This is a genomic window from Devosia honganensis (genome assembly GCF_042648785.1).
Classification (GTDB): Bacteria; Pseudomonadota; Alphaproteobacteria; order Rhizobiales; family Devosiaceae; genus Devosia; species Devosia honganensis.
Genome location: NZ_JBHRYD010000001.1, coordinates 332,378 through 355,146, shown reverse-complemented (window position 1 = coordinate 355,146; position 22,769 = coordinate 332,378). Strand labels below are relative to the sequence as shown.

The following is a 22,769-nucleotide window of genomic DNA, read 5'->3' as shown; positions in this document are numbered from 1 at the left end:
CGGCCCGCCTCACGCCAGGGGGATGCCTTTGCCGCCCTTTTCGTTCTGATAGATATCGGAGAGATCGGCGTAGAGCGCGTTGATGTCGTCGAAGCGCGCCATGAGGGATTCGCGGCCGTCGCGGTCGAGGCCGGCGATCATCTCCTGCAGGCCGTTTCCGGTCCAGAACCGATTCCGGCGGTTGTAGAGCGGCCTTTGGGCCGATACCGCCCCGGTTTCGGGGTCGGGCACGGCGAACACCGCCTGCAATATCTGGATGTCGTAGGGAATGGCGAAGCTGTCGCGGCTGTCCTGATGGCTGAACAGATAGTAGAAATTGTCGAAGCCCGACCAGGTGATGCCCGAAAGACAGAGCGAACAGGGTTCGTGCGTCGCAAGGAACAGGCAGTCGGATGGTGCCGGACGGTTGCCGGCGGGCAGTTCGAAGAAGCGCTTGATGGCGTGCATCTCGCCATGCCAGAGCGGGTTTTCCACCTCGTTATTGGTCTCGGCCACCACCACCGAAAGGTCGGATTTCCTCAGGATCGCGGCGCCGAACAGCTTGTTGCCGCGCCGGACGCCGCGGGCGGTGACCGGGACGATGTCCTGTTCGATGACGTCGAAGAGGCGCGAAATCAGCGCTGCGTTGTCCAATCTGCTCACTCCCGGTTGCGGACGAGACCGACCAGCGGCACGCCGGCCGCATCGAGCAGGCGCAGGCTGCCGCTATCCAGTTCGAATGCGGCTACCGCCGCAAGGGCGGCAAAATATTCCGCCTCCTGCGCCATCAACTCGGGCGCGCAGGCCATGCGGGTGGCAGCGGCCGGACCGAAGGCGATGGCGTCGCCCTCGATGGTGGTCTCGGTGAAATAATTGTTGCAGCCGCCCGAGCCGCCGGCGCGCAGATCGGCGGCGATGGTCAGGGTCAGGTCCCGCGTGCCGCGTATGGGACGGCCGCCAATGCTGGTCACCGTCCAGATGGCGTCGAGCAGGTCGGGCGGCGCGGCGGGCGGAGGATCGGCGCTGAAGGGCGCGGGGCCGGGGGCGTAATGCACTAGGATGTGAACCGGGCCGGCATCCGTCGCGTCGACCGGCACGGGCTGGACATTGCGGAACAGCACCCGCCCGGCGCTGCTGATTTCGGCCATGAGGCCGTAGGTCCCGCCTGCATCCAGATCGCTGTTCACATTGAGGGAAAAGGCGATGGGCACGCCGCCGATGGCCGGAATGCTCGCGGTGGCGCCCACCTGCGGGAGGCCGCCGGGCAGATCCACCAGGGTGACGCGCAGCCGGGCATCGGGCGGCAGCGCCATTTTTTCCCGATAGGTCACGGTTCCGTTGAACGTCGTGCCGGCCAGGGCGGGGAAGGTCATCAGCGCCAGGGCCAGGACGATACGGATGAGCTTGGACAGGTTCATGCTCGTCTCCATCCCGTTTGTCCTCAAACTAGCGCAGGCGCCAAAACGTTGCGAGGCGCGGTTGCCGTTAGGGTTACGGCGCAGCGGCCGGATCGACGATCAGCCAGGGCGTTTCGAAGCGATATTCCTCGAGATTGCTGCCGGTCCCGCCCCGATCGACGACGAGGAAATCGCTCTCGCGTTCCAGCGGTGTCAGAACGCCATGCCAGATGCCGATGGCGATGTTGACGCCCTCGCCGGGAGCGGGACGGAAGGCGCGCAGGCGCACCGGCCGGCCGTCATCGTCCTCGGCGACGATCACCAGCCAGGGATTGGCCGAAAGCGGATAAAACGCCTGGCTGCCCAGGGGATGCCGCTCGACTAGGCTGAGCGGCAGGGGAAGAGTGTAGGGCCGGCCGCGAAAGATGGAGATGAGCGGGTGGGCCTCCTCCCCGCCCAGTTCGATGCGGGCGAGATCGTGATAGCGGTCGGTCATCCCGTTATTGATGGGAAAATGCGAGGCCTCCCCGGTCCCGATAACCTGTCCGAACGGGGCGAAGGCTGCGGCGCTGAGCGGCTCGATGGCGACGATAGGTTCGGTCATGGTCAGAATGGCAGCCTGGCGTGGCGGTTGACGTCCTTGTAGAGCAGATAGCGGAATCGCTCCGGCCCGGCATAGCAGGCCTGTGGGCAGAAGGCTCGCAGCCACATGAAATCGCCGGGCTCGACCTCCACCCAGTCGCGATTGAGCCGATAGACGGCCTTGCCTTCGAGCACGTAGAGGCCATGCTCCATCACATGGGTCTCCTCGAAGGGAATGACGGCGCCGGGCTCGAGAGTGACGATATTGACGTGCATGTCATGGCGCAGATCGGCGGGGTCGACGAAGCTCGTGGTGCCCCAGCGCTCATCGGTGTCGGGCATCCAGCGTATTGGCTCGTCCTGTTCATTGGTCACGAAGGCGGGCGGGCTGTCGATGCCCTCGACCATTTCGTAGCGCTTGCGCACCCAATGGAAACGCGCCGGCGCGGTGGCGCGGTTGGTGAGGGTCCAGTGGCTGCCGGCCGGCAGGAAGGCATAGCCGCCTTCGCCCAGCATGTGGGGCTCGCCCCCGATAGTCAGGGCCACCTGTCCGGCGACGACGAAGAGCACGCCTTCGGCCTCGGGGTTCTGCTCCGGGCGCTCGCTGCCGCCGCCGGGGGCGACCTCAACGATATATTGCGAGAAGGTTTCGGCGAAGCCGCTCATCGGCCGGGCGATGATCCAGGCGCGGCTGTCGCGCCAATGCGGCAGGCGGGAGGTGACGATGTCGCGCATCACCCCATGCGGAATGAGGGCATAGGCCTCGGTGAAGACGGCGCGGCCGGTGTGAAGGGTCATCTGGGCCGGAAGACCGGCGGCGGGGGAGGCGTAGGAAGCCATGTTGATCTCGAAGCGGAGGGTCGTCCCGCTCTTGATAACGCATCTGGCGCCCTATGGCACCTCCGCCTCGACCTGCCGGCGCAGGCGGCCGAGCATTGAGGCGGCATAGGCCGCGTAAGGACCGATCCAGCGTTCATGAATGGCATGGACGGGCAGGGCGTCGAGATGGTTCCAGCGCTCGCGCCCGCGCTTTTCGGCGACGATCAGCCCGGCGTCTTCGAGAACCCGCAAATGCTGCATGACGGTGCAGCGGTCGAGCTGCGGGAACTGCTCGCAGAGCATGCCGGTGGTACGCGACTCGACCTTCAAAAGATCGAGAATGCGCCGTCTGGCGCGATGGCCGAGCGCCTTGAAGATGAGGTCGTCTGTATCGTCCGTTGACATGTTATATAATTATAACATATCTTCTTGCCGGTCAAGATTGAGGAGGTGACCATGGCATATGAGTTCACCGTTCGCGGCCGTATCTCCCGGCCGGTGCACGAAGTGTTCGAGGCGGTGGCCGACCCGTCGCGGCTTTCGAGTTATTTCACCACGGGCGGCGCGCAGGGACGTCTCGAAACCGGGGCGACCGTCACCTGGGATTTCCATGATTTTCCGGGCGCTTTCCCGGTCGATGTGGTCGAGGTGGTGCCGGACCGAAAAATCGTTCTGCGCTGGGATGCGCCGCCGGACGACGATCCGGCGGGCCCCTACCAGACGGAGGTTACGATGACCTTCGAGGCTCTCGAGGATGGGCGCACGCTGGTCGCCATCCATGAAGGCGGCTGGCGTGAGAACGAGGTGGGCCAGAAAGCCTCCTACGGCAATTGCGAGGGTTGGACCGGCATGCTCTGCGCCATGCGCATGTGGATCGAGCACGGCATCAATCTGCGCAACGGCTTCTACAAGTAGGCGGTGGGAAAGCGTTAGGGTTACGCAATCTTCAACATTGCGGCGCAAGCTCGGTCCATGCGTAGCTTGTTCTCCAGTATCGGCCTGTCGCCCGGCACTCATTGGGTGCAGCACAACCTGCCCTGGCTGGCGATGCTGGCCCTGGTGTTCGGCTTCGAGCGCGACGAGGAAGACCCGGCCGAAAAGCCGGTTCAGCTCGACGGCTAGGCGTCAGGGCAATATCGCCTCGAGGCGCAACAGGGCGATGCGCTCGACCTGGGCGCAGGCGGTGGCCAGTTCCTCCTCGGCCGAATTGGCCAGGCGCCGTTCGAAATTTTCGAGGATCGACGCCTTGGTGTGGTCGCGCACGGCGATGATGAAGGGGAAGCCGAATTTTTCGACATAGGCGGCGTTGAGCGCGGTGAATTTCTCGCGCTCCCTGTCGGTGAGGGCGTCGAGACCGGCCGAAGCCTGCTCGGCGGTGGATTCGGCGGTGAGGCGCCTGGCGGCGGCCAGCTTGCCGGCGAGGTCCGGATGGGCGCGCAGCACGCACAGGCGTTCTTCGGGCGTCGCCATGCGGAACTGGCTGCGCAGCGCGAAATGCAGGCCGGCGGCGGTGTCGTTGGCCGGCCCCATTTCCGCCTCCCAGGCACGTTCGGCGATAAAGGCGGAATGCTCGAAGATAGAGCCGTAGCGGGCGACGAATTCGGCGCGCTCGAGCCGGCTGGGGACGACTTCGGGCGCGACATAGGGGTGTTCCTGGGCCCAATGCCGCGCGATATCCAGCCGCGTCGGCACCCAGACCTTGTCGAATGTCTTGATGTAATTGATGAACTTCTTCAGGCCCTGATAACGGCCCGGCTGCCCCACCAGCCGGCAATGCAGGCCGATGGACATCATCCTGGGGCTGCCGGCCTCGCCCTCGGCATAAAGGCAGTCGAAGCTGTCCTTGAGGAAAGTGAAATATTCCTCGCCATTGGCGAAGCCCGGGGCAGTGACGAAGCGCATGTCATTGGCGGAGAGGGTGTAGGGGATGATGAGCTGCGGCTTGCCGCCGATCACTTTCCAATAGGGCAGGTCGTCGTCATAAGTGTCGGAAATATAGGCGAAGCCGCCATGCTCGGCCACGAGTTCGATGGTGTTGAGCGAGGAGCGGCCGGTATACCAGCCCTGCGGGCGGGCGCCGGTGGCCACTTCGTGCAGGCGCACCGCCTCGGCGATCTGGGCCCGCTCCTCCTCCGGCGGCATGTCCTTGTGCTGCACCCATTTGAGTCCGTGGCTGGCGATTTCCCAGCCGGCCTCCTGCATGGCGGCGAGTTGGGCGGGAGCGCGCATCAGCGCCGTGGCGACGCCATAGACGGTGACCGGCAGGCCGGCGCCGGTGAACAGGCGATGCAGCCGCCAGAAGCCGGCGCGGGCACCATATTCATACATGGATTCCACATTGGCATGGCGCTGTCCGGCCCAGGGCGCGGCCCCGAGCACGTCGACCAGAAACGCCTCGGACGCCGCATCGCCATGGAGGATGCAGTTCTCCCCGCCTTCCTCGTAGTTGAGCACGAATTGCACGGCCACATGGGCGCCGCCGGGCCAGTTGGCGTGGGGCGGGGTGGGGCCGTAGCCGTGCATGTCGCGGGGATAGCGGTTCATTCCGGGCCTCTTGTTCTTAAGCATTGGCCGGGATGGTAACCAGACTTGTGGCGCCGAGGCTAGGTGCCGCGTGGGGCGTCAGCCCTCCCGGTCCAGAACCCCTTCGAGCTTTTCGAAAAATCCCTTCCAGCCGGCATGGGCGCCGCCATAGGCCTGTTTCTGGTCGGGACGGAAGCCGGCCTGTTCCATGCGCAGATGCGTGCCGGTGCCGCTGGGCGTCAGCGTCCAGGTGACGACGCTCTTGAGGCCATAGGCGGGATCGTCATTGTCGAAATTCCAGGTGTAGGAGAGCGAGCGGTTGGGCTCGATGGCGAGCACTTCGCAGTCGAGCACGCCGCCCCATTCGCCGCGCAACTGGAAGCGGTGGCCGACCGTCGGGCTGAAATCGTTCTGCATCAGCCATTCGGCGATGAGGTGCGGCTGGGTCAGCGCCCGCCAGATCTTTTCGGCGGGGTGGGGAATGTCGCGTTCGACCACGACGGTGCGGGTCTCGGTTGTGGTATCGGTCATGGAGCGGTCCTCTTTTCCTTTCGGGGCGGATTGCTGGCATTGAGCGCTGCGGCGGCGCGGACGAGGTCCTTGAAGGCGGACTCGTCGAACGGTTCGCTCTCGAAAAAGTCGATGGCGCGGCGGACATTGCCCTCGAGGCTGGAATTGAACAGCCGCCCGGGATCGTCAAGCGCCGCTCCCCTGGCGAAAGTGGTCTTCACTGCCTTCTTGTAAACCTCGCCGGTGCACAGGATGCCGTCCCGGGACCAGACCGGCTTGCCCCATTTCCATTCCTCGACCACTTCGGGCAGCGCCTCGTGGATCAGGCGGCGCAATCGAGCCAGTGTTTCGCCGCGCCAGTCGGGCAGGGCCGCTATGCGCTGGTCAATCAGTTCGGCGGGCGTGGCGCCGGTCGCCAGGTCGGCCGCGCTGTTTTTGCCAAAGCTCATGGTTCGGTTCTCACATCTTCTCGCCGGGAAGGCGGCTGGCCTGCCTCACCCAGTCGGCGAACCGGGCCTCGTCGATCTCGTCTTCTTCATAGATATCGAGATAACGCACATCTGGCTGCTTGGATGTGCCCGGGGGCGGCGGGTCGAGGTGGGCGCCTTTGAAGAAGGAGACTTTCAAATATCGGGTCATGCAGTGATAGCTCATGAACCAGTGATCCTTCTCGGTGCCGTAAAAGGGCGAGTTCCACTTCACCGCCTTTTCCACGCCGGGCACCGTCTTTTCGATGATGGCGTCGAGCCTGCGGCCCACCGCGCTCTGCCAGCCGGGCATGGCATCGATATAGGTCTGCACCACCGCGTCCCCATAACCCTTGGGGATTTGCGGATTGCCGCCGGCGAGGCGAACGATGCCGTCCGGGCCGGGCGTGAGCGGTTTCCTCTGGCTCATTGGTCCATCCTTTGCAGCAGGTTTTCGAGATCGTCGAAGCGGCTTTCCCAGAAGCCGGTCATTTCCCGGGTCCAGTCGAGAAGCGGCGCCAGGGCGTCGGGACGGACGGAATAATGCGTCTGCCGGCCGGCCGGCCGATCCTCGACCAGCCCCGCCTGCTTGAGCAGCGACAGATGCCTCGAGACGGTGGGCTGGGCGACGCCCGCCGCGGTGGTCAGGGCGCCCACTGTTTGCTCGCCATGGCGGCAGAGCCGCTCAAAAATGGCGCGCCTCGTCGGATCGGCAAGCGAGCGGAACACCAGGTCCCTCGTGTCTGTCATGGCAATTCATTCATCGTTGGCTATGAATTGCATTCAATAGCTGGACGGCTATGGATGTCAACCCGTCTCGCCGGGCAGCAACAGCCCGTCGAAATAGGCCTTGGCGTGTTCGAAGAAGATGGCGGGCGCCAGATGCAGCGGAGCGCCGGAGCGCAGCAATATGCCGAAATGATTGGTGGGCAGGCCTCCATCGTGCAGGGGTCGGAAGATCAGGCGTCCGGCCTCGATCTCGTTCTGCGCCCCGATCGGGGTCATGATCGCCGCATAGTGGCCGCCCAGCGCCAGTTCCACCAGCATGCGGATAGAATCGGCCTCGACCAGCGGCGGCAGGAAGGGGGCGGAGCCGCGCAGGAACGGATCGATCACCTCGCGAATGGAGATTTCCGGCTTCACCACCGCCAGGGGATGGTCGAGGCATTGTTCCATGGTCAGCGCCTGCGTCGCGGCGAGCGGGTGGTCCGGCACCATCACTGCGCCGATCCGCACCTCGCGGCGAACGGCGATTTCGATCTGGCGCGGCGGGCGGCCGAAAAACCCGATGCCGATATCGACCCGCTCGTCCAGCAGGCGCTCGATCACCTCGGCCGAGGAAACGATGGAAATATCGAGGTTGAGCCGGGGATAGAGCCGGCCGAAATCGCCGATCAGCCGGGGCAGGAAGGAGAGGCCCACGCTTTCGGCGGCGGCGATGCGCACCGAGCCGGCGCGGATGCCGCGCAGCAATTCGATTTCCGAGACTGCCGCCTCCATGGGTGCGATGAGGCGGCGTGAATGCCGGAAGAGGATTTCACCGGCCGGCGACAGCCGCAGCCGCCGCTTTTCCCGCAGGAACAGGGCGATGCCCAGCGCATCCTCCAGTTGCGCCACCTGCCGCGTCACCGCCGAGGAGGCGACGTCCAGCCGCCGCGCCGCCTCACGGATGGACAGATGCGTTGCCACGGCGTTGAAATACAACAGGGACGGCTGGTGAAAGACACGGGCCAGCAGGCTTGCCGAAAGGGCGTGCTCGCGCGGGCGGTCCGGTGTCTGGCGCGGTTCCATGGGCGTGCTCCGCTGTTGCCGAAACGGCAGCATAGTGCTTCCAACTTGAGAGTATCAAGAGCAACGTGGCGTGATATGGTTGCCTTGGGAGACGATTTGCGATGTGCATGCCGGACGACCCGGAATCGGGCTCGGCAGCATATCGGAGGAGGAGCAGGCATGGCGGGCGGACGCCTCACCACCCATGTACTCGACACCACGCATGGCCGGCCGGCGCGCGGCATGCGGCTGGAACTGCATTTCGTACATGGCGATCATACCCATCACCTGCTCGACAGCCATACCAATGAAGACGGGCGGGTGGACCAGCCGCTGCTGGCCGACGACCAGTTCCAGCAGGGCGAGTTCGAGATCCGCTTCCATGTGGGGCAGTATTTCGAGCGGCTGGGCGTCGAGATCGAAACCCCCTTTCTCGACGTGGTGCCGGTCCGGTTCACCATTTCCGAGGACAGGCATTATCACGTGCCGCTGCTGGTCAGCCCCTTCTCCTATTCCACCTATCGGGGAAGCTGAAACATGGCCGAGGTCGCCAACGCCATAAAATTCCTGCTCAACGGCGAAGAGGTGACGCTGACCGACGTGGCGCCTGACCAGACGCTGCTCGACTGGCTGCGGCTGGAGCGCCGGCTGCGCGGCTCCAAGGAAGGCTGCGCCGAGGGCGATTGCGGCGCCTGCACCGTGCTGGTGGGCCGGCTGATGGGCGATGAGATCGTCTATGACTCGGTGACGGCCTGCATCCGTTTCATGGGCAGCCTGCACGGCACCCATGTGGTGACTATCGAACATCTGCGCGGCGAGAACGGCCATCTGCATCCGGTGCAGCAGGCCATGGTGGATTTCCACGGCAGCCAGTGCGGTTTCTGCACTCCCGGCTTCGTCATGAGCCTTTATGGCCTGTGGATGCGCGATCCCCACCCCTCGCGGAATGCTATCGAGAAGGCCCTGCAGGGCAATCTCTGCCGCTGCACCGGCTATGCGCCGATCATCCGCGCCGGCCAGGCGATTTCCAGCTACGGCCAGCCGGAGGGCGATCCGCTATGGGCCGAGCGCATCGCGGTCAGGGACCGGATCAGGGCTATCGATGACGGGCGGCGGGTGGAGCTCGGAGAGGGTGATAACCGTATCGTCATTCCCGCCAGCCTCGACGATTTCGCCGCCTTTTACGCAGAAAATCCGGAGGCGCGGATCGTGGCCGGCTCCACCGATGTAGGGCTCTGGGTCACCAAGTTCATGCGCCGCATCGGGCCGGTGGTGTTCATCGGCCATCTGCCGGAGTTGAAGCGTATCGCCGAGAACGACAGCGAGGTGCGCTTTTACGCCGGTGTCTCCTATTCGGAGGCGCTGCCGGTCATTGCCGCGAATTTCCCGCAACTGAACGAGCTCTGGAGCCGCATTGCCGGCGAGCAGGTGCGCAATATGGGGACGATCGGGGGCAATATCGCCAATGGCTCGCCCATCGGCGATACCCCGCCGCCCTTCATCGCGCTGGGTGCCAGGCTGCATCTGCGCCGGGGCGAGCATCGCCGCGAAATCAAGCTCGAGGACTATTTCCTCGCTTATGGCAAGCAGGATCGCCAGCCGGGCGAGTTCGTCGAAAGCGTCACCCTGCCGCTGCTGCCGGCGGGCGAAAAATTCGCTACCTACAAGATTTCCAAGCGCCGGGACGAGGATATTTCGGCATTGTGCGGCGCCTTTCGCGTCTTCGTCAACGATGCCGGCACGGTCGGGATGGCGCGGATCGCCTTTGGCGGCATGGCGGCGACGCCCAAGCGCGCCAAGGCTGTCGAGGCGGCCTTGGTCGGCAGGCCCTGGACGCTCGAAACGGTCGAGGCCGTGCTGCCCGCCTTCGCCACCGATTATCAGCCGATCGGCGATATGCGGGCCAGTGCCGAATACCGGCTGCTTGCAGCGCAAAACCTGCTCAAGCGTTTCTATCTCGAGACGATCGGGCAAGGCGAAAGGCTGAAACGGGAGGTGGCGTGATGAACGAGCATGCGGCTGGCATTTCCTTGGCGACCCTGCACAAGGCGACGCCGCACGACAGTGCGCCCAAGCACGTCTCCGGCACGGCCGAATATATCGACGACATGGTCGAGCCGGCGGGCACCATGCACGCCTATCTGGCGCTCTCGAGCCGCGCCCATGCCGACATCCTCTCCATCGACTTTGCGGCGGTGCGGGCAGCGCCCGGCGTCATCGGCGTGCTCACCAATGAGGACGTCCCCGGCGTCAACGATGTCAGCTCCGCCCATGTGCATGACGAGCCGGTCTTTGCGCTCGGGAAAGTGCAGTTCTGGGGCCAGCCGCTCTTTGCCGTCGTCGCCGAGACCCGCGATCAGGCACGGCGGGCCGCGCATCTGGCCAGGATCGAATATCGGGACTTGCCCTTCGCGCTCGACGTGCGGGCGGCCCAGGCGGCGGGCGGCAAGCTGGTCACCAAGCCGCTGAAGCTCGAGCGTGGCGAGGTCGAGGCAGGCCTTGCCGCCGCGCCGCGTCGTGTGCAAGGCGCCGTTACCATTGGCGGGCAGGACCATTTCTACCTCGAAGGGCAGATCGCCATGGCGGTTCCGGGCGAGGACGAAGACGTCACCGTCTATTCCTCCACCCAGCATCCGACCGAGGCGCAGGTCATGGTCGCCCATGTGCTGGGCATCCGCCAGCACGCGGTGACCGTTGAGGTGCGCCGCATGGGCGGGGGCTTCGGCGGCAAGGAGACGCAGGGAAACCTGTTTGCCGTGATCGCGGCTCTTGCGGCCAAGAAGTGGAACCGCGCCTGCAAGATCCGCCCCGACCGCGACGACGACATGAGCGCCACCGGCAAACGCCACGATTTCGTCGTCGATTATGACGTGGGTTATGACGACGACGGCAAAATCCTGGCGGTGGACGCCGTGTTCGGAGCGCGCGCGGGCTATTCGGCCGATCTTTCCGGGCCGGTGACCGACCGGGCGCTGTTCCATTGCGACAACGCCTATTGGTATCCGGCAGTGCGGGCCCGTTCCGAGCCGCTCTATACCAATACCGTTTCCAACACCGCCTTCCGCGGCTTTGGCGGCCCGCAGGGCGTATTGGCCAGCGAGCGCTGGATCGAGGATATCGCCTATGCGCTGGGCAAGGACCCGCTCGACATCCGCAAGGCCAATTTCTACGGGCGCGACAGCGATAACGTGACGCCCTATCACCAGACGGTGGAGGACAATATCGTCCATCGGGTGGTGGAGGAGCTGGAAGCGTCCTCGGATTACCAGGCGCGCCGCCGCGATATCCTTGCCTTCAACAGGACCGGCTCCATCCTGCGCAAGGGCATCGCGCTGACGCCGGTGAAGTTCGGCATCTCCTTCACCGCCACCTGGTACAATCAGGCCGGCGCCCTGGTTCATGTTTACAAGGACGGCTCGATCCATCTCAGCCATGGCGGCACCGAGATGGGGCAGGGGCTTTACATCAAGGTGGCGCAGGTGGTGGCCGATGCCTTCGGCGTCGGGATCGACAGCGTCAAGATCATGGCGACCACCACGGGCAAGGTGCCCAATACCTCGGCCACGGCGGCCTCGTCCGGCTCCGATCTCAACGGCATGGCGGCCTGGGATGCGTGCGAGCAGATCAAGGCGCGCCTGCTGGCCCATGCGGCCAAGCTCCATGAGGCCGACGAAGCCGATTGCCGCTGGGTCGAGGGCGGCATGCAGGTGGGCCGCCGCTTCGTGCCCTTCGCCGAATTGTGCGCCTCGGCCTATATGAACCGGGTGCAGCTCTCCGCCGCCGGCTTCTACAAGACGCCGAAGATCCACTGGGATCGGGCCACCGGCCGCGGGCATCCCTTCTACTACTTCGCCTATGGCGCCGCCGTCAGCGAAGTCACCATCGATACGCTCACCGGCGAATACAGCGTCGACCGCGTCGATATCCTGCATGATGTGGGCCGCTCGCTGAACCCGGCCATCGATCTGGGCCAGGTCGAGGGCGGCTTCATCCAGGGCATGGGGTGGCTGACCAGCGAGGAACTGGTTTGGGACGACAAGGGGCAGTTGCGCACCCACGCGCCCTCGACCTACAAAATTCCCCTGGCGTCGGACATTCCGCCCGTCTTCAACGTCAGGCTGGCCGAATGGAGCGTCAACCGCGAACCCACGATCGGCCGTTCCAAGGCGGTGGGGGAGCCGCCCTTCATGCTGGCCATCAGCGTGGTCGAGGCGCTGGGCATGGCGGTGGCGAGCATCGCCGGTTACCGCGTCGCGCCGCAGCTCGATACGCCGGTCACCCCGGAGCGGGTGCTGATGGGGGTGGAGCGCATGAAAGGCATGGCGGGGTGAGGTTGGTCGCATGACTCCCGGCTCCGCCTCCGCCCTCGAAACCTTCCTTGCGGTCAATGCCGACGTCATCCAGTGCGAGCTGATCTCGGTGCGCGGGTCCTCGCCGCGTGAGGAGGGGACGTTCATGCTGGTGGGCATGGGGTCCATCTGGGGCACGATCGGAGGCGGGGCGCTCGAATATATGGTCATCGAGCATGCAAGGCGCCTGATCGCCGCCGGACGGGCGGAGGAGGCGATGGACGTGCCGCTCGGCCCCGAGATCGGCCAGTGCTGCGGCGGTCGGGTCAAGGTCGCGCTGCGCTACGCCGATGCCGGGCTGCGGCGCAGCCTTGCCGGACGGGTGGCCGCCGAGGAGACCGGGGCGGCACGGGTCTATGTGTTCGGCGCCGGGCATATCGGGCGGGTGCTGGCGCAGATATTGGCCCTGCTGCCGGTGCGGGTCGAGGTCATCGATACGCGGCAGGCCGAGCTCGATACGCTGCCGGCCGGCATCGCCCATCGGCGCGTGGCCATGCCCGAGGCGGTGGTGCGCGCCGCGCCTTCCGGCAGCGCCTTCGTGATCATGACCCATGACCACGCGCTGGACTTTCTCATCGCCCAGGAAGCGCTGGCACGGCTGGACAGCCCCTATGTCGGCATGGTGGGATCGAAAACCAAGCGGGCCAGGTTCGCGCACTGGTTCACCGAACAGGGGGGAGATCCCGAGGCCCTGGCGCGCCTGGTCCTGCCGATCGGGGCGCAAGGGCTTGGGGATAAACGTCCTTCAGTGATTGCGGCGCTGGCGGCGGCTGAAATTATGGTCCACGTGGGGGAACGGGAACGTTTCGCCGGGCAGCAGCCCGCCCCTGCGAAACAGGGGGTGGCGAGTGGACACTGAAATGCCCAATCGGCTTGAATTGCGTGGAATCACCAAGAGGTTCCCCGGCGTTCTCGCCAATGACGACGTGTCGTTCGCGGTCAAGCCGGGCGAAATCCATGCGCTGCTGGGCGAAAACGGCGCCGGCAAGTCCACCCTGGTCAAGATGATCTACGGCATCATGCAGCCCGATGCCGGAGAAATCCTGTGGAACGGGCAGCCGGTGGCGGTGCCCAACCCCAAGGCGGCGCGGCGACTGGGCATCGGCATGGTGTTCCAGCATTTCTCCTTGTTCGAGGCGCTGACCGTGCTGGAGAACATCGCGCTGGGCATGGATGCGAAAATCCCCGCGCGCGAGCTCGAGGCCCGCATTCGCGAGGTCATGCACACCTACGGTCTGGCGCTCGATCCGCATCGGACCGTGGCGACGCTGTCGGTGGGCGAAAGGCAGCGCATCGAAATCGTGAGGGCTCTGCTGCTCAATCCCGAATTGCTGATCATGGACGAACCCACCTCGGTGCTGACGCCGCAGGAGGTCGAGCAGCTTTTCGCCGTGCTGCGCCAGCTCGCCAGGGAAGGCTGCTCCATTCTCTACATTTCGCACAAGCTCCATGAGATCAAGGCTTTGTGCGACACCGCCACCATTCTGCGCGGCGGGCGCAAGGTCGATACCTGTGATCCGAGCCAGGAAACCAGCCGCTCCATGGCCGAGAAGATGATCGGCACCGGGCTGCGCGACATCGTCAAGGCCGAGGGGCGGCGCTTCGGCGAACCCAAGCTGGTCGTCGACCGGCTCTCCACCCGCAAGGCCGGGCATTTCGACGTGCCGGTCGATGGGGTGAGCTTCAGCGTCCGGGCCGGCGAAATCCTGGGCATCGCCGGGGTGGCGGGCAATGGGCAGAACGCGCTGCTCGACGCGCTCTCCGGGGAGGTGCGGGCCGAAACCGCCGCCGCCATTTCCATCGAGGGGCGCAATATCGGGCTCATGGATACCACCGAGCGGCGGCGATACGGGCTTTGCGCCGTGCCCGAGGAGCGCAACGGCCATGCCGCGGTCGGCGATTTCACCCTTTCGGACAATAGCGTGCTGACGGCGCGGGACCGGCTGGGCATGGTGATGCTGGGCCTGATCAATTCGGGCGCCGCCCGCACCTATACCGGCAAGGTGATCGCCGATTTCGCCGTCAAGGCGCTGGGTCCGGCCTCGACCGCCGACTCGCTCTCGGGCGGCAATCTGCAAAAATACATCATGGGCCGGGAAATCCTGCAAAAGCCCTCGGTGCTGGTGGTCAGCCAGCCGACCTGGGGCGTCGATGCGGGCGCAGCGGCGGCCATCCATCAGGCGCTGGTCGATCTGGCGGCGGCCGGTTCGGCCATCGTGGTCATCAGCCAGGACCTCGATGAATTGCGGGCGCTGTGCGATACGCTGGCAGTGATCAATATGGGGCGGCTGAGCCCGGCGCGGCCGGCGGATAAATTCACCGTGGAAGAAATCGGGCTGCTCATGGGCGGCGTTCACGGAGCCGAAGAGGTGGACGATGCAGTTCCGGCTTGAAAAGCGCACCGAGCCCAGCAAGGCGATGCTCTACCTCGCCCCCATCGGGGCGGTGCTGATCACGGCGCTGGTCGGCGCCATCATCTTCTCGCTGATCGGCTATGACGGCACGCGGGCGGTGCGGGAAATCTTCGTCACCCCCATCCTCAACCCGCTCAAATGGCAGGATCTGGCGGTCAAGGCCGCGCCGCTCGTCATCATCGCGGTGGGCCTGGCCATCGGCTATCGCGCCAATGTGTGGAATATCGGGGCCGAGGGGCAATATATCCTCGGCGGTCTCGCCGGCACCGGCATGGCCCTGCTGACGCGGGACTTTTCCGGTCCCTGGATTCTGCCGCTGATGATCCTGGCGGGTGCCGCCGGCGGCATGGCCTGGGCGGTGCTGCCGGCGCTGCTGCGCACGCGGCTGCAGGTCAACGAGATCCTCACCAGCCTGATGCTCACCTATGTGGCCATCCAACTGCTCAACTATCTGGTGATCGGACCGTGGAAGGACCCGATGGGCTTCGGCTTTCCCCAGACCCGCATGTTCACCGCCGACCAGATGCTGCCCCAGATCGTGCCGCGCACCATCGTGCATCTGGGCGTGCCCATCGCGGTCGTCGTGGCCGTCATCGCCTGGTTCGTCATGGGCCGGTCGGTCTTCGGCTACCAGGTCAAGGTGGTGGGAGCGGCGCCCAATGCGGCGCGCTATGGCGGCTTTTCCATCAACCGCACCATCTGGCTGGCGCTCCTGACCAGCGGGGCGCTGGCGGGGCTGGCGGGGGTGCTCGAGGCCGCCGGCACGTTCGGGCGCATGGTGCCGTCCTTCCCCACCAATTACGGCTTCACCGCCATCATCGTCGCCTTTCTGGGGCGGCTGCATCCCATCGGCGTCATCTTCGCGGGTCTCGCCATGGCGGTCACCGTGGTGGGCGGCGAGGTGGCGCAGACCACGATCCAGCTCCCCGCCGCGGCGGTGGGCATCTTCCAGTCGATGATGCTGTTCTTCCTGTTGGCGAGCGACCTGCTCGTGCGCTACCGGATCAAGATCGTGGGCCGGCGGACGGTGGAGGTCGCACCATGAATACCGATCTGATCGTCCCCATCATCATCACCCTGATCGGCGCCTCGACCCCGATCCTCATCGCCGCGCTGGGCGAATTGGTGGTGGAAAAGAGCGGCGTGCTCAATCTGGGCGTCGAGGGCATGATGCTGATCGGCGCCGTCATCGCCTTCGCCGTCACCTTCACCACGGGCAATCCCTGGCTGGGCATCCTGCTGGCGGCGGTGGCGGGCGCCGCGTCCTCGATGATCTTCGCCTTCCTCACCCTGTCGCTCTCGGCCAATCAGGTGGCGACGGGCCTGGCGCTGACCATTTTCGGCACCGGCTTTTCCGCGTTGTTCGGCCAGGCCTATACCGGCCGGCCCATCGACATCTTCCGCTCGGTGTTCCCCGAGGCGCTGGCCACCCATCCGCTGTGGCGGCTGGTGTTCGGCCATAGCCCGCTGGTCTATTTTTCGCTTTTCCTCGTCTTCGCCGTCTGGTGGTTTCTCAAGAAGACCCGGGCCGGGCTGATCCTGCGGGCGGTGGGTGAGAACGATCTTTCGGCCCATTCCATCGGCTATTCGGTCATCGGGGTGCGCTATGCCGCCGTCGCCTTCGGCGGCGCCATGGCCGGGATCGCCGGCAGTTGCTTCCCGCTGCTGCTGACCCCGCAATGGGCCGAGCGCCTGACGGCGGGCCGGGGCTGGATCGCGCTGGCGCTGGTGGTGTTCGCCGCCTGGCGGCCGTTCCGGCTTCTGGGCGGGGCCTATCTGTTCGGCCTCGTCATGACCATCGAGCTCTATACCAAGGCGTCGGGCAGCACCGGCGGCATCCCGTCCGAGTTCTGGGCGGCCTTGCCCTATCTCGCCACCATCGCGGTGCTGGTGCTGATCTCGCTGCGGCGCTCGGGCAGTTCGGCGGCGCCGGCATGCCTGGGTAAACCCTTTCTACCGACTACCTAACCAACCAGAAGACGTCAGACAGGAGAGAATAGGATGGCAAACTTCACTCGTCGCTCCGTGCTCAAGATCGGTGGCGCCAGCCTGGCGCTGCCGCTGCTGGGCCAGGCCGCTTTCGGCCAGGACGGACCGCTCAAGATCGGTTTCGTCAATGTCGGTCCCAAGGACGACAATGGCTGGACCTTCGGCCACTGGACCGGCGCGCAGGCGCTGGAAGCCGAATTCGGCGACCAGGTCGAGATCACCTTCGTGGAAAGCGTGGCCGAGGGCCCGGACTGCGAACGCGTGCTGCGCGAACTGGCCCAGCAGGGCAACAAGATCATCTTCGCCACCAGCTTCGGCTTCGGCGACTATGTGATCAAGGTGGCGCGCGAATTCCCCGACGTGGTGTTCGAACATGCCACCGGCTACCAGCGCTCCGAGAATGTGGGCACCTATAATGCCCGCTTCCATGAGGGCCGCGCCGTCATGGGCACGCTGGCGGGGCATCTCTCCAAGACCAACACCATCGGCTATATCGGCACCTTCCCGATCCCCGAAGTGGTGATGGGCATCAACGCCTTCACCCTCGCTGCCCGCAAGGTCAATCCGGAGATCAAGGTCAATGTCGTGTGGCTCTCGAGCTGGCACGATCCGGCCAAGGAATCGGACGCCACCCGCGCGCTGATCGACCAGGGCGCCGACATCATCGCCCAGCACTCGGACGGCCCCGCCGCCCTGCAGGTGGCCGAGGAACGCGGCATCGTGGGCGGTTTCGGCCAGGGTGCCGACATGAGCGCCTTCGCCCCCAATGCCCATCTTTCGGCCATCATCGACGTCTGGGCGCCCCACTATATCCAGGTGGTCAAGGACGTGATGGACGGCACCTGGGTATCCGATGATAGCTGGCCGGGCATTGCCGCCGGCGAAGTGGTGATCGGGCCCTATAACGAGAAGATTCCCGCCGATGTGGTCGAGGCTGCCGAAGCCGTCAAGAACGGCATCGTCGACGGCTCGCTCAACCCGTTCACCGGCCCGATCGTCGACAACGAGGGCAATGAACGCGCCGCCGAGGGCGAGATCATCGACGATGCCGGCCTGTGGGCCATGGATTGGTTCGTCGAAGGCGTCAACGCCTAGAGGCGCTGCGGGACCAGAGGAGGCGGGATTCTTCCCGCCTCTTTTCACGGGTGGAAATGCCGCGCCGTCTCGAGGTGCGGATGAGGGGTAGAGCGCTGGAGCTGCGCTGAAAAGGATGCGGGGCGCTCCGGCTGGGGAGGGTGAGCGATGCCCGATTATGCGATCTTTTACGAATGGGCGATGTTCGCGGTGCGCTGGCTGCACGTGGTTACGGCCATCGCCTGGATCGGCTCGTCCTTCTATTTCATCGCGCTCGATCTGGGCCTGCGCCAGACGCCGAGCCTGCCCCCGCTCGCCCATGGCGAGGAATGGCAGGTGCATGGCGGCGGCTTCTACCATATCCAGAAATATCTGGTGGCGCCCGAATTCCTGCCTGAGCATCTGACCTGGTTCAAATGGGAGAGCTACGCCACCTGGCTCTCCGGGGCCATGCTGCTGGCGCTGCTCTATTATGTGGGCGCCGATCTTTTCCTCGTCGACCGCAACGTGCTCGACGTGCCCGCCTGGGTCGCCATCCTGCTTTCGGCCGGTTCCATCGTTCTGGGCTGGCTGCTCTACGATGCCTTGTGCAAGTCGCCGATCGGCCGGTCGACCACCGGGCTGATGCTGGTGCTGTTCGCCATTCTCGTCGCCATGAGCTGGGGCTATACGCAGCTGTTTACCGGCCGCGCCGCCATGCTGCATATGGGCGCCTTCACCGCCACCATCATGACCGCCAATGTGGCCATGATCATCATACCCAATCAGAAGATCGTGGTGGGTGACCTCAAGGCCGGGCGCGTGCCCGACGCCAAATATGGCCGGATCGCCAAGCAGCGTTCGCTGCACAACAATTATCTCACCCTGCCGGTGATCTTCTTCATGCTCTCCAGCCACTATCCGCTGGCCTTCGCCACGCAGTGGAACTGGATCATCGCCTCGCTGATCTTTCTCATGGGCGTGGTCATCCGGCACTATTTCAACACCCGCCATGCGCGCCAGGGCAATCCGCACTGGACCTGGGGCGTGGCCACGGTGCTGTTCCTGGTCATCTGCTGGCTGTCGACGGCGCCCCGACTGCCCGGGTCCGAGACGCTGGCCTCGGCCACCGGGGAGCGTTTCATGGCGGCCGGGCATTTCGCGGCGGCCAGCCAGGCGGTGCAGACGCGCTGCGCCATGTGCCATACCGCCGAGCCGGTATGGGAGGGCATCCACCAGCCGCCGAAGGACGTTATTCTCGACACCGATGCGGCCATCGCCAACTACGCCCGCGACATCGTCATGCAGGCGGGCTGGAGCCATGCAATGCCGCCGGGAAACCTTACCGAAATGACCGATGCGGAACGGGCGCTGCTGGTGGAATGGTATCGTGAAGGGTCCGGTTCATGACCCGCACCGTGCTGCGCGGCCGGGTGCTCAGCTTCTATCGCGCCCCGGAAGGGATCGAGGACACCGAAAGCCATCTCTATCTTGAGGACGGCGCCGTTCTCATCGAGGATGGGCTGGTGGCGGCGGTCGGCGATTATGCCGACATCGGGGAGAGTGGAGCGGTGGTCATCGATCACCGGCCGCACCTGATCCTGCCCGGCTTCATCGACCTGCATCTGCATTACGTCCAGAGCCAGATCACCGCCGCCTATGCCGGCTCGCTGCTCGAATGGCTCAACACCTATACCTTCGTGGAGGAACAGAAATTCAGCCGCCAGGGCCATGCCGAGGCCGTGGCGGCGGATTTCTACGATGCCCTGATCCGCCACGGCACCACCACGGCGGTGGCCTATTGCTCCAGCCATCCGCGTTCCGTCGACGCCTTCTTCGCCGAGGCGCAGCGGCGCAACATGCTGATGGTGGGCGGCAAGGTGATGATGGACCGCAATGCTCCCGAGGCGCTCTGCGACACCGCGCAATCGGGCTATGACGACAGCAAGGCGCTGATTGCGCGCTGGCACGGGCGGGGCAGGGCGCTTTATGCCATCTCGCCGCGCTTCGCCATCACCTCCTCCCCGGCGCAGATGGAGGCGTCCCGGGCCCTGGTGGCCGAACACCCCGAGGCCTATGTGCAGACCCATCTCAGCGAGAACGACGCCGAGATCGCCTATTCGATGGAACTGTATCCGGATTCCGCCGACTATACCGGCATCTACGAGGATTATGGCCTGCTGGGGCGCAAGACCCTGCTCGGCCACTGCATTCATCTCAGCCACCGCGAAGCCGGGGTCCTCGCCGAGACCGGCGCGGTGGCGGTGTTCTGCCCCACCTCCAATCTCTTTCTGGGCTCGGGCCTGTTCGACCGCCAGCGGCTGCTCGGGCGGGGCGTGCGCATGGGCATCGCCACCGATATCGGCGGAGGCACCAGCTTTTCCATGCTGCGCACGCTCGACGAGGGCTACAAGGTGCTGCAATTGCGGGGGCAGCGGCTCGACCCGCTGGCCTCGTTCCACATGGCCACGCGCGGCAATGCCGAGGCGCTGGGCCTCGAGGGAACGATCGGCTCGATCGCCCCGGGCCGGGCCGCCGACCTGGTGGTGCTCGATGCGCGGGCGACACCCACCATGCGCCTGCGCATGGCGACGGTCGAAAGCCTTCCCGAGGAATTGTTCCTGCTCCAGACGCTGGGAGACGACCGCGCGGTGGCCGAGGTCTATGTCGCTGGCGCAAGGGTGAAGTCCACCCTGGCCGGGTTGTGAAACCCTGATCCGATGGCCTAAACCATACGGCACATCTGTTCGGAAGGTATATGCAATGACCAATTACCAGTCGAAAGCCGGCCTCGCCGTGCATCCTCTGCTCGTCGATTTCATCGAGAAGGAAGCGCTGCCCGGGCTTGCGGTATCGGCTGATGGGTTCTGGGACGGGTTCGCGGCGCTGGTCCGGGAGCATATGCCCACCAATGCACGCCTGCTGGCGCGCCGCGACGAATTGCAGGGCAAGATCGACGACTGGCACCGCGAACACGGCCCGGTCGCCAACGACCCGGCCGGATATGAGAGCTTTCTGCGTCGCATCGGCTATCTGGTCGAGGAGCCGGGCGCGTTCTCCATCGGCACGGATGGGCTCGATCCGGAGATCGCCTCGGTCTGCGGCCCGCAGCTCGTGGTGCCGGTCAGCAATGCCCGCTACGCCCTCAATGCCGCCAATGCCCGCTGGGGCAGTCTCTACGACGCGCTCTACGGCACCGACGCCATTGGCCGCGACGGCGATCTGGCGCCGGGCAAGGAATACAACCCCGCCCGTGGTGCTGCCGTCTTCGCCAGGGTGGCCGATTTTCTCGACGGGGCCTTTCCGCTCGATGGGGCGAGCCATCATGACGTGGTCGGCTATGGCGGGGCCCGGAATGCCTTTGCGGCCCGCCTCAAGAACGATCGCACCGTCCATCTCAAGGACCCGGCGCAATTCGCTGGCCATCGCGAAGACGGCCATGCGGCCATATGGCTGCTCGAGCATCATGGCCTGCATGTCGAGCTGGTCATCGATGACGCCACCCCGATCGGCGCTGCTCACCCCGCCGGCCTCAGCGACGTGATCGTCGAGGCGGCGACCACGACCATCCAGGATTGCGAGGATTCGGTGGCCGCGGTCGATGCCGAGGACAAGGTTGGCGTCTATCGCAACTGGCTCGGGCTCATGCGGGGCGATCTCGAGGAGAGCTTCGAGAAGGGCGGCCGGATGATGACTCGCCGGCTCAATGGTGACCGCACCTATACCGATCCTTCCGGCAACGCCCTGGTGCTCAAGGGGCGCTCGCTGCTGCTGGTGCGCAATGTGGGGCACCTGATGACCAGCGACGCGGTGCTGGTGGACGACAAGCCGGTGGGCGAGGGGCTGATGGATGCGGCGGTGACCGCGCTTTGCGCCATGCACGACAAGGGCGGCAATTCGCGCCACGGCTCGATCTACGTGGTCAAGCCCAAGATGCACGGCCCGGAGGAAGTGGCCTTTGCCTGCGCCATCTTCGCCTCGGTCGAGACCATGCTGGGCCTTGCGCCCAACACGATCAAGATCGGCATCATGGACGAGGAGCGGCGCACCTCGGCCAATCTCAAGGCGGCGATCTACGAGGCGCGCGACCGGGTGTTTTTCATCAATACCGGGTTCCTCGACCGTACGGGCGATGAAATCCACACTTCGATGGAGGCCGGCCCGGTCCTGCGCAAGGACGGGATCAAGGCCGAGAGATGGATCGGCGCCTATGAAGACCGCAACGTGCTGATCGGCCTGGCCTGCGGGTTTTCGGGCCGGGCGCAGATCGGCAAGGGCATGTGGGCGCAGCCCGACGACATGGCCGCCATGCTCAAGGCCAAGATCGGCCACCCCAATGCCGGCGCCAACACCGCCTGGGTGCCCTCGCCGACGGCGGCGATCCTGCATGCGCTGCATTATCACGAGGTGGACGTGTTCGAGGCCCAGCGCCGCCGGCACAATGAGGCGCTGCCCCCGCTTGCCGATCTGTTCTCCATGCCGGTGCAGGCGCGCGATGCGCTGAGCCGCGAGGAGATCGTCCGCGAGCTCGAAAACAACGCGCAGGGCATTCTCGGCTACGTGGTGCGCTGGGTGCAGCAGGGAGTGGGCTGTTCCAAGGTCCCCGACATCAACGATGTCGCCCTCATGGAGGACCGCGCCACCTGCCGCATTTCGAGCCAGGCGGTGGCCAACTGGCTGCGTCATGGCCTGGTGAGCCGGGACGACGTGACGGCCGTGTTCGAGCGCATGGCCAGCGTGGTGGACGGGCAGAATGCCGACGATCCGATCTACCGGCCCATGGCGGAGAATTTCCAGTCCGTGGCCTTCACCACCGCGCTGGACCTGGCCCTGCACGGCGCCGACCAGCCCAGCGGCTACACCGAGCCCATCCTGCATGCCGCCCGCCGCAAGGTGAAGGCGCGCGACCGGAAATAA

The 22,769-nt window shown here is 65.4% G+C and carries 24 protein-coding genes; 13 read left to right on the top strand and 11 right to left on the bottom strand.

The features are described from left to right. Window positions 1-9: 9 nt before the first annotated feature. The 5 genes from ACFOOL_RS01745 to ACFOOL_RS01725 all read right to left on the bottom strand — a co-directional run bounded on the left by ACFOOL_RS01745 (window position 10) and on the right by ACFOOL_RS01725 (window position 3,182). Window positions 10-642: a nucleoside deaminase gene (locus tag ACFOOL_RS01745; RefSeq protein ID WP_449240182.1), complete on the bottom strand. Its 633-nt coding sequence runs from the start codon at window positions 640-642 to the stop codon at window positions 10-12. Then, window positions 639-1,397 (bottom strand): META domain-containing protein, encoded by a 759-nt coding sequence (locus ACFOOL_RS01740; protein ID WP_380094312.1) that lies wholly within the window; start codon window positions 1,395-1,397, stop codon window positions 639-641. The genes ACFOOL_RS01745 and ACFOOL_RS01740 overlap by 4 nt, the downstream gene beginning before the upstream one ends. A gap of 73 nt (window positions 1,398-1,470) precedes the next feature. After that, window positions 1,471-1,980, bottom strand: coding sequence for an ureidoglycolate lyase (locus ACFOOL_RS01735; RefSeq protein WP_380094310.1), 510 nt, complete (start codon window positions 1,978-1,980; stop codon window positions 1,471-1,473). 2 nt (window positions 1,981-1,982) lie between these two features. Then, window positions 1,983-2,798: a bifunctional allantoicase/(S)-ureidoglycine aminohydrolase gene (locus tag ACFOOL_RS01730; RefSeq protein WP_380094309.1), complete on the bottom strand. Its 816-nt coding sequence runs from the start codon at window positions 2,796-2,798 to the stop codon at window positions 1,983-1,985. 51 nt (window positions 2,799-2,849) lie between these two features. Next, complete coding sequence (locus ACFOOL_RS01725) at window positions 2,850-3,182, bottom strand: ArsR/SmtB family transcription factor (RefSeq protein ID WP_380094306.1); 333 nt, start codon at window positions 3,180-3,182, stop codon at window positions 2,850-2,852. A 51-nt stretch (window positions 3,183-3,233) separates the two neighbouring features. On the opposite strand from ACFOOL_RS01725, the gene ACFOOL_RS01720 reads away from it, so the two are divergent. Then, window positions 3,234-3,692, top strand: a complete 459-nt coding sequence (locus ACFOOL_RS01720; protein WP_380094304.1) for an SRPBCC domain-containing protein — start codon at window positions 3,234-3,236, stop codon at window positions 3,690-3,692. A gap of 57 nt (window positions 3,693-3,749) precedes the next feature. Continuing rightward, on the top strand, window positions 3,750-3,899 hold the full coding sequence (locus ACFOOL_RS01715; protein ID WP_380094302.1) for a hypothetical protein: 150 nt from the start codon (window positions 3,750-3,752) through the stop codon (window positions 3,897-3,899). A 3-nt stretch (window positions 3,900-3,902) separates the two neighbouring features. Here the strand turns inward: ACFOOL_RS01715 and puuE are convergent, their stop codons facing one another. From puuE to ACFOOL_RS01685, 6 genes are all read right to left on the bottom strand, one after another. Further along, window positions 3,903-5,321 carry an allantoinase PuuE gene (puuE, locus tag ACFOOL_RS01710; protein WP_380094301.1) on the bottom strand — a complete coding sequence of 473 codons (1,419 nt, stop codon included), beginning with the start codon at window positions 5,319-5,321 and terminating at the stop codon, window positions 3,903-3,905. Window positions 5,322-5,399: 78 nt separating this feature from the next. Next, complete coding sequence (locus ACFOOL_RS01705; protein ID WP_380094299.1) at window positions 5,400-5,831, bottom strand: SRPBCC family protein; 432 nt, start codon at window positions 5,829-5,831, stop codon at window positions 5,400-5,402. Then, the gene (locus ACFOOL_RS01700; protein ID WP_380094297.1) at window positions 5,828-6,259 is read right to left on the bottom strand and encodes a DUF1801 domain-containing protein; all 432 of its coding nucleotides are present in this window, start codon (window positions 6,257-6,259) and stop codon (window positions 5,828-5,830) included. Before ACFOOL_RS01700 ends, ACFOOL_RS01705 begins: the two co-directional genes overlap by 4 nt. Window positions 6,260-6,269: 10 nt before the next feature. Beyond that, the gene (locus ACFOOL_RS01695; protein WP_380094296.1) at window positions 6,270-6,707 is read right to left on the bottom strand and encodes a DUF1801 domain-containing protein; all 438 of its coding nucleotides are present in this window, start codon (window positions 6,705-6,707) and stop codon (window positions 6,270-6,272) included. Beyond that, window positions 6,704-7,027 carry an ArsR/SmtB family transcription factor gene (locus ACFOOL_RS01690; protein WP_380094295.1) on the bottom strand — a complete coding sequence of 108 codons (324 nt, stop codon included), beginning with the start codon at window positions 7,025-7,027 and terminating at the stop codon, window positions 6,704-6,706. The genes ACFOOL_RS01695 and ACFOOL_RS01690 overlap by 4 nt, the downstream gene beginning before the upstream one ends. Window positions 7,028-7,084: 57 nt before the next feature. Then, window positions 7,085-8,068, bottom strand: coding sequence for a LysR family transcriptional regulator (locus tag ACFOOL_RS01685; RefSeq protein ID WP_380094293.1), 984 nt, complete (start codon window positions 8,066-8,068; stop codon window positions 7,085-7,087). Between the two features lie 159 nt (window positions 8,069-8,227). On the opposite strand from ACFOOL_RS01685, the gene uraH reads away from it, so the two are divergent. The 11 genes from uraH to ACFOOL_RS01630 all read left to right on the top strand — a co-directional run bounded on the left by uraH (window position 8,228) and on the right by ACFOOL_RS01630 (window position 22,769). After that, window positions 8,228-8,581, top strand: a complete 354-nt coding sequence (uraH, locus tag ACFOOL_RS01680; protein WP_380094291.1) for a hydroxyisourate hydrolase — start codon at window positions 8,228-8,230, stop codon at window positions 8,579-8,581. Window positions 8,582-8,584: 3 nt separating this feature from the next. Then, window positions 8,585-10,051 carry a xanthine dehydrogenase small subunit gene (gene xdhA, locus ACFOOL_RS01675; protein WP_380094289.1) on the top strand — a complete coding sequence of 489 codons (1,467 nt, stop codon included), beginning with the start codon at window positions 8,585-8,587 and terminating at the stop codon, window positions 10,049-10,051. After that, window positions 10,051-12,378 (top strand): xanthine dehydrogenase molybdopterin binding subunit, encoded by a 2,328-nt coding sequence (gene xdhB, locus ACFOOL_RS01670; RefSeq protein WP_380094287.1) that lies wholly within the window; start codon window positions 10,051-10,053, stop codon window positions 12,376-12,378. The genes xdhA and xdhB overlap by 1 nt, the downstream gene beginning before the upstream one ends. Window positions 12,379-12,388: 10 nt before the next feature. Then, window positions 12,389-13,255, top strand: a complete 867-nt coding sequence (gene xdhC, locus ACFOOL_RS01665; RefSeq protein WP_380094285.1) for a xanthine dehydrogenase accessory protein XdhC — start codon at window positions 12,389-12,391, stop codon at window positions 13,253-13,255. Between the two features lies 1 nt (window position 13,256). Continuing rightward, on the top strand, window positions 13,257-14,789 hold the full coding sequence (locus tag ACFOOL_RS01660; protein WP_380094283.1) for an ABC transporter ATP-binding protein: 1,533 nt from the start codon (window positions 13,257-13,259) through the stop codon (window positions 14,787-14,789). Further along, window positions 14,773-15,855: an ABC transporter permease gene (locus ACFOOL_RS01655; protein ID WP_380094281.1), complete on the top strand. Its 1,083-nt coding sequence runs from the start codon at window positions 14,773-14,775 to the stop codon at window positions 15,853-15,855. Before ACFOOL_RS01660 ends, ACFOOL_RS01655 begins: the two co-directional genes overlap by 17 nt. Beyond that, on the top strand, window positions 15,852-16,778 hold the full coding sequence (locus ACFOOL_RS01650) for an ABC transporter permease (RefSeq protein ID WP_380094278.1): 927 nt from the start codon (window positions 15,852-15,854) through the stop codon (window positions 16,776-16,778). Before ACFOOL_RS01655 ends, ACFOOL_RS01650 begins: the two co-directional genes overlap by 4 nt. 33 nt (window positions 16,779-16,811) lie before the next feature. Beyond that, a complete protein-coding gene (locus tag ACFOOL_RS01645; protein ID WP_380094276.1) occupies window positions 16,812-17,894 on the top strand; it encodes a BMP family ABC transporter substrate-binding protein in 1,083 nt (360 codons plus the stop codon). 147 nt (window positions 17,895-18,041) lie between these two features. Beyond that, complete coding sequence (locus ACFOOL_RS01640; RefSeq protein WP_380094274.1) at window positions 18,042-19,262, top strand: urate hydroxylase PuuD; 1,221 nt, start codon at window positions 18,042-18,044, stop codon at window positions 19,260-19,262. Continuing rightward, complete coding sequence (guaD, locus tag ACFOOL_RS01635; RefSeq protein WP_380094272.1) at window positions 19,259-20,560, top strand: guanine deaminase; 1,302 nt, start codon at window positions 19,259-19,261, stop codon at window positions 20,558-20,560. The genes ACFOOL_RS01640 and guaD overlap by 4 nt, the downstream gene beginning before the upstream one ends. Window positions 20,561-20,615: 55 nt before the next feature. Continuing rightward, window positions 20,616-22,769, top strand: coding sequence for a malate synthase G (locus tag ACFOOL_RS01630; RefSeq protein ID WP_380094271.1), 2,154 nt, complete (start codon window positions 20,616-20,618; stop codon window positions 22,767-22,769).